Source organism: Sphingomonas sp. Sph1(2015), from assembly GCF_001970915.1.
GTDB classification, from domain to species: domain Bacteria; phylum Pseudomonadota; class Alphaproteobacteria; order Sphingomonadales; family Sphingomonadaceae; genus Sphingomonas; species Sphingomonas parapaucimobilis.
This window is the reverse complement of sequence record NZ_MQUI01000082.1, coordinates 1-6,163: the sequence shown is the minus strand read 5'-3', so window position 1 is coordinate 6,163 and position 6,163 is coordinate 1. Positions and strand designations below refer to the sequence as shown.

Sequence of the window (6,163 nt, the reverse complement as noted above, 5' to 3'; positions counted from 1 at the left end):
GCGGGAGGGGAGTAGAAGAGGTCAAATATCCAACGCCCAGCCGTCGCGGCCCTTGGGGTCGAACGGCGCATTCGGCACGAACCGCTCCGCCCCCGCGCGCAACCGCAACACGCTCCAGTCGCCGCGCCGGTCGACCGTCTCCAGCGCGCAACCGCAGGCCTCATAGGCAGCGACCACATCCGCCCGCTGCGTCTCCAGCAGCCCGGCCAGCACCAAGGTCGCCCCCGGCCCCGCGATGGCGGCCAGTTCGGGCGCCATCGAGATCAACGGCCCGGCCAGGATATTGGCGATGACCAGATCATAGGGAGCACCCGCCATGATCGGATCGGCGAGCGCCCCGTCGGCGACGATCAGTTCGACCCCGTCGACGCCGTTGATCGCCGCATTCTCGGCGGTGACATCGATCGCGATGGGATCGATATCGGTCGCGACGATCTTCGCCTCGGGCCAGAGATGCCGCGCGGCGAAGGCGAGCAGGCCGGTGCCGGTACCCACATCGATCGCATTGACCACCGTCTCCGAAGCCATCGCGTCGAGCATGGCGAGGCAGCCGCTGGTCGTCTCGTGATGCCCCGTCCCGAACGCGCGCCCCGCCGGAATATGGAAACCGCGCAAGCCCTCCGGCACCGCCTCGTCGCCGGTATGGACGAAGAAGCGCCCGACCGACAGCGGTTCCAGTCCGGCTTGGCTGATCGTCACCCAATCCTGCGCGGGCACATGCTCGACCGTGGCAGGGTGGTCGCCTGCGCTCGGCACCAGTGCGCGGATCGCCGCGATGGTCGCCGCATCGGGCTCGGCCTCGAAATAGGCGTCGAGCCGCCAATGCTCGCGGTCGTCCTCTATCTCCTCGGTGGTCATGATGACCGCCTCGATCGCCAGATCGTCGGCCGCGTCGATCGCCTCCGCCTCGTCGCGGGTGCAGGGCAGGGTCAGCTTCCAGCTGTCAGCGGACATAGCTGGCTCCATTGATGTCGAGGACCGCGCCGGTCATCGAGGGCGGCGCGTCGGTGCAGAGGAAACGGACGGCCGCGGCGACCTCGTCCGGGCTGGCGACCCGGCCCAGCGGAATATCGGCGAGCAGCTTGTCGCCGCCCCGGCTGGCCAGATAATCGTCGGCCATGCCGGTCATGGTGAAGCCGGGGCAGACGGCAAAGGCCAAAATGCCTTGCGCGGCGTAACCGCGCGCGATGGTCTTGGTCATCGCGACCATGCCGCCCTTGGACGCGGCATAATGCCAGTGCGCGGGACTATCGCCGCGATAGGCGGCGCGGCTGGCGATGTTGACGATCCGCCCGCCGACGCCGCGCTCCTGCCAGTGCAGCACCGCCAGGCGACAGAGTTCGGCCGAGGCGGTCAGGTTGACCTGCATGGTCCGCGCCCAGCTGTCCGACCAGTCGTCGGCGTCGAGCGGGCTCGCCTCGAAGATACCGGCATTGTTCACCAGCACGTCGATGGCGCCGCCCGCCTGCTCCAGCGCCTCGGCCCAGAGCCTTGCGGGCGCACCGGGGTCGGAAAGGTCGGCGGCCAGATTCGCGCCGGGGCCGCTGCGTGTGCCATGGCCCAGGACCCGCGTGTCGAGCAGATCGCCCAGGGTCGATGCGATGGCCGCGCCGATGCCCCGGCTGCTTCCCGTTACCAATATCGTCGTCATGCCTCTGCCGTGCCGGGCGAGGGCCGATGCGTCAACCGGCTGAATTTGTCCTCCCCGGCACGGGGAGGGGGACCGCCGCGAAGCGGTGGTGGAGGGGGCGTGCCGCACGGGACGCCCCTTGAGGAAGCCCCCCTCCGTCAGGGCTGCGCCCTGCCACCTCCCCGTGACCGGGGAGGATCACCGATCACGCCGCGACCCGCGCGACGAACTGGCTGGCGCTGGTCTTCAGGTCGCCCAGCTGCGTGTCGAGATGGTCGAAGCCGCGCCCGACCCGGTCGATCTCCTGCGCGACATGCTCCGTGTCCTGGCGGATCGCGGCGATGGTGTGCGACATCGAATCGGCGGCCAGCGCGGTTTCATCGACGGCGGCGGTGATCGCGGTGACGGTCTGGGCCTGCGCCTCCATGGCGTGGCGGATCCGCTCGGCCGACACCTGGACCTCATGGACCGTGGCCTTGATCGAGGCATTGGTCTCGACCGTGGACCGGGTCGCGGCCTGGATCGCGGCGATCTTGGTCGCGATGTCGTCTGTCGCACGCGCGGTCTGGCTGGCGAGGCTCTTTACTTCCTGCGCGACGACCGCGAAGCCGCGCCCCGCATCGCCCGCCCGCGCCGCCTCGATGGTGGCGTTGAGCGCGAGCAGGTTGGTCTGCCCGGCGATATCGCGGATCAGGCCCAGGATCGATTCGATCGACTTGGCATGGTCGGACAGCATCTCCGACATGCCGACCGCCTGCCCCGCCTGATCGGCGGCGCGGTTGGCGACATCGGCCGCCTGGTCGACCTCGGTACGGGCATCCTCGATCGCGCGGATCAGCCCGGCGGCGGTCTGTGCCGCCTCGCGCATCGCCACGGCCGATTGTTCGGCGGCGGCGGCGACCTCGCTCGACTTGCCCAGCATCCCTCGGGTCGAAAGCGACGCATCCTGCGCCTGGCGCCGCAGATCCTGCCCCTCGATCGTCGCATTTTCGACGACCAGGGCGATCCCGTTGCGGAAGTCCCCCGCCAGCCGCTCGCGCTCGCGCTCGGCGCTCCATTCGCGGAAGCCTGCGAACAGCTCGACGGTCAGCTCGGTCTCCATGCCGAACAGGCGGAGCAGCGTGTCGATCATCACCTCGCGGCGGGGATCATCGATGGGCACCGATTCCTGCAACACCTTCAGCGCCGCCCGGTCGCTGGCACAGGACATGGCCAGCACCTCCATCGGCGGCACCCCGGCGGCATAGGCCGAGGCGACCGAACGCCCCAGCGACTCGACCCAGTCGCGCCCCGACAAATGGCAGAAGCGGTTGCGCAGATAGGCGCGCCCCGCCGTCAGCTGCCGCTCGCGGTCCAGCTTGGTCCAGTCGGGCGCCCCCGGATTGGCATGGCGCCAGTGATTCCAATACGCCTCGATCACCTCGTCGGCGCGCGCCTCGATCGCGGGCCAGAGATCGGCGGCGAGGCGGGTCAGCGAGCCGTCGCCCCCGTCGAAAGCGCGAACCCGCGCATCCAGATCGATCCCCGCGGTGATCTCGGTCGGCGGTGGCAGATCGGTCCTGGCAATGTCATTTTCCCGCTCGGGCATATCGGCTTCCGCTTTCAGGCAATCGGAACGTGATGGCGCGGACTGTGCCGGGCAAAGCGTTAAGGGCGGGTTAGCCGCCTGTCGCGCCGGGGCGCCCCGTGCGGCCCCGGCACGAATCTCGCCTCGCGGCTTGCATCCTGTCGGCGTCTTCACCATAGGCATATCCGCAAACCAGCCCGACTTTAGACTGTTCGAGGATCTGCCCTTGGCCGCCCGCAACACCGCACGCCCGCTCTCCCCACACCTCCAGATCTGGAAATGGGGTCCCAACATGCTGGTCTCCATCCTGCACCGCGCCACCGGCACGGGCATGGCGACCGTGGGCGCGGCGCTTCTCGTCTGGTTCCTGGCGGCGGTCGCCGCCGGTCCCGAAAGCTATGCGACGTTCCGTGACGTCTTCACCGTCGAGTCGGGCAAGCTCAACATCATCGGCTATGTCGTCGGCATCGGCCTGACCGCCTGCCTGTTCCAGCACATGGCCAACGGCATCCGCCACCTGTTCATGGATGTGGGCGCGGGTTTCGAGCTGAAGTCGAACAAGCGGCAGGCGCAGGTCACCATGATCTTCGCGGTCGTGATGACGGTGGCCTTCTGGCTCTATCTGGGGATCAAGTGATGCGTTCGGGAACCGCAATCGGCCGCGTGCGCGGCCTGGGCTCGGCCAAGTCGGGCACCCACCACTGGCTCAACCAGCGCCTGACCGCGGGATCGAACTTCCTGCTGGTCGTGTGGCTGCTCATCTCGATCCTGCGCCAGCCCTCCTTCGATTACGCCGCGATGCATCTGTGGCTGGCCAATCCCTGGGCCGCCATCCCGATGGTGCTGTTGGTCGCGTCGATCTTCTACCATATGCGCCTGGGCCTTCAGGTCGTGATCGAGGATTATGAGCAGGACCAGAACCGGGTCGCGCTGCTCGTCGTCATGAACCTGTTCGTCTTCACGATCGCCGCCATCGCCATCTTCTCGATCCTCAAGATCGCCTTCGGAGCCGCTGCATAATGTCTGCTGCCGCCTACAAGATCATCGACCATACCTATGACGCCGTCGTCGTGGGTGCGGGCGGCTCGGGCCTGCGCGCCACCATGGGCATCGCGGAAGCGGGTCTGAAGACCGCCTGCATCACCAAGGTGTTCCCGACGCGCAGCCACACCGTCGCCGCGCAGGGCGGCATCGCCGCCTCGCTGGGTAACATGGGTCCCGACCATTGGACCTGGCACATGTACGACACCGTCAAGGGGTCGGACTGGCTGGGCGACCAGGACGCGATCGAATATCTCTGCCGCGAGGCGCCCGCCGCCGTGTACGAGCTGGAGCACGCCGGCGTGCCGTTCAGCCGCACCGAAGAGGGCAAGATCTATCAGCGCCCGTTCGGCGGCATGATGCAGAATATGGGCGAAGGCCCGCCCGCGCAGCGCACCTGCGCCGCCGCCGACCGTACCGGCCACGCCATGCTTCACGCGCTGTACCAGCAGTCGCTGAAGTACGACGCGGACTTCTTCATCGAGTATTTCGCGCTCGACCTGATCATGGACGATCAGGGCAACTGCCGCGGCGTGATCGCGCTGTGCATGGAAGACGGCTCGATCCACCGGTTCCGCGCGCACAATGTCGTGCTGGCGACCGGCGGCTATGGCCGCTGCTATTTCTCGGCCACCTCGGCGCATACCTGCACGGGTGACGGCGGCGGCATGGTGCTGCGCGCTGGCCTGCCGCTCCAGGACATGGAGTTCGTGCAGTTCCACCCGACCGGCATCTATGGTGCTGGCGTCCTCATCACCGAGGGTGCGCGCGGTGAAGGCGGCTATCTGACCAACTCCGAAGGCGAGCGCTTCATGGAGCGTTACGCGCCATCGGCCAAGGATCTCGCCAGCCGCGACGTCGTGTCGCGCTCGATGGCGATGGAAATCCGCGAAGGGCGCGGCGTCGGCAAGGAGGGGGATCATATCTACCTCCATCTCGACCATATCGACCCGAAGGTGCTGGCCGAGCGCCTGCCCGGCATCACCGAGACCGGCAAGATCTTCGCCGGTGTCGACCTGACCCGCCAGCCGCTGCCCGTGACGCCGACCGTCCACTATAATATGGGTGGCATCCCGACCAACTATCATGGCGAAGTCGTTCGCCTGAAGGACGGCAACCCGGACTCGGTCGTCCCCGGCCTGTTCGCGGTCGGCGAAGCGGCCTGCGTGTCGGTCCATGGCGCGAACCGCCTGGGCTCCAACTCGCTGATCGACCTTGTCGTGTTCGGCCGTGCGACCGGCCTGCGCATCAAGGACACGCTGAAGCCCGGCACGCCGCACGCACCGCTGCCCAAGGGCTCGGAAGAACTGGCGCTGGGTCGCCTGGATCACTTCCGCAACGCCGCCGGTGGCTCGACCACCGCATCGGTGCGCAGCGAGATGCAGAAGACGATGCAGCGCCACTGCGCCGTGTTCCGCACCGACGAGCTGCTGACCGAAGGCCGCCAGATGATCCGCGCCACCTATGACCGGATGAAGGACATCGGCATCAAGGATCGCTCGCTGATCTGGAACACCGATCTGGTCGAGACGCTGGAGCTGGACAACCTCATCAGCCAGGCGGTCGTGACGATGGAATCGGCGCTGAACCGCAAGGAAAGCCGCGGCGCGCACGTGAACGAGGACTTCCCCGATCGCGACGACGCCAACTGGATGAAGCACACGGTGGCGACGTTCGACGGCTGGGGCGGCCAGGGCGGCGGAGTCGCGATCGACTATCGCCCGGTCCACGATTATACGCTGACCGACGATATCGAGTATATCAAGCCGAAGAAGCGGGTGTACTGAGGCCCGGTTTTCACGGTTCGGAATAAAGGGGCTGGCGAGCGATCGCCGGCCCTTTTTGTCATGTCTTCTTCTTACTCCCCTCCCGCAAGCGGGAGGGGTTGGGGGAGGGAATAGCCACAGGCGACACAGCCCGTTGAG

6 protein-coding genes are annotated in these 6,163 nt (G+C 67.5%); 3 read left to right on the top strand and 3 right to left on the bottom strand.

The window, feature by feature from the left end; all coding sequences use genetic code 11:
* Nucleotides 1–21 precede the first annotated feature (21 nt).
* The 3 genes from BSZ14_RS18300 to BSZ14_RS18290 form a co-directional block, all read right to left on the bottom strand.
* A complete protein-coding gene (locus BSZ14_RS18300; RefSeq protein ID WP_076712007.1) occupies nt 22–954 on the bottom strand; it encodes a 50S ribosomal protein L11 methyltransferase in 933 nt (310 codons plus the stop codon).
* Nucleotides 944–1,651 carry an SDR family NAD(P)-dependent oxidoreductase gene (locus BSZ14_RS18295; RefSeq protein WP_076712006.1) on the bottom strand — a complete coding sequence of 236 codons (708 nt, stop codon included), beginning with the start codon at nt 1,649–1,651 and terminating at the stop codon, nt 944–946. Before BSZ14_RS18295 ends, BSZ14_RS18300 begins: the two co-directional genes overlap by 11 nt.
* A 184-nt stretch (nt 1,652–1,835) precedes the next feature.
* Nucleotides 1,836–3,218: a methyl-accepting chemotaxis protein gene (locus BSZ14_RS18290; protein ID WP_083748340.1), complete on the bottom strand. Its 1,383-nt coding sequence runs from the start codon at nt 3,216–3,218 to the stop codon at nt 1,836–1,838.
* Between the two features lie 205 nt (nt 3,219–3,423).
* Here BSZ14_RS18290 and sdhC point away from each other — a divergent pair, with 205 nt between their 5' ends.
* The 3 genes from sdhC to sdhA are packed head-to-tail and all read left to right on the top strand — an operon-like array spanning nt 3,424 to nt 6,025.
* Complete coding sequence (sdhC, locus tag BSZ14_RS18285; RefSeq protein WP_076712005.1) at nt 3,424–3,834, top strand: succinate dehydrogenase, cytochrome b556 subunit; 411 nt, start codon at nt 3,424–3,426, stop codon at nt 3,832–3,834.
* Nucleotides 3,834–4,217 (top strand): succinate dehydrogenase, hydrophobic membrane anchor protein, encoded by a 384-nt coding sequence (sdhD, locus tag BSZ14_RS18280; RefSeq protein ID WP_042489430.1) that lies wholly within the window; start codon nt 3,834–3,836, stop codon nt 4,215–4,217. Before sdhC ends, sdhD begins: the two co-directional genes overlap by 1 nt.
* The gene (sdhA, locus tag BSZ14_RS18275; protein WP_076712004.1) at nt 4,217–6,025 is read left to right on the top strand and encodes a succinate dehydrogenase flavoprotein subunit; all 1,809 of its coding nucleotides are present in this window, start codon (nt 4,217–4,219) and stop codon (nt 6,023–6,025) included. Before sdhD ends, sdhA begins: the two co-directional genes overlap by 1 nt.
* The last annotated feature ends 138 nt before the right edge of the window (nt 6,026–6,163 follow it).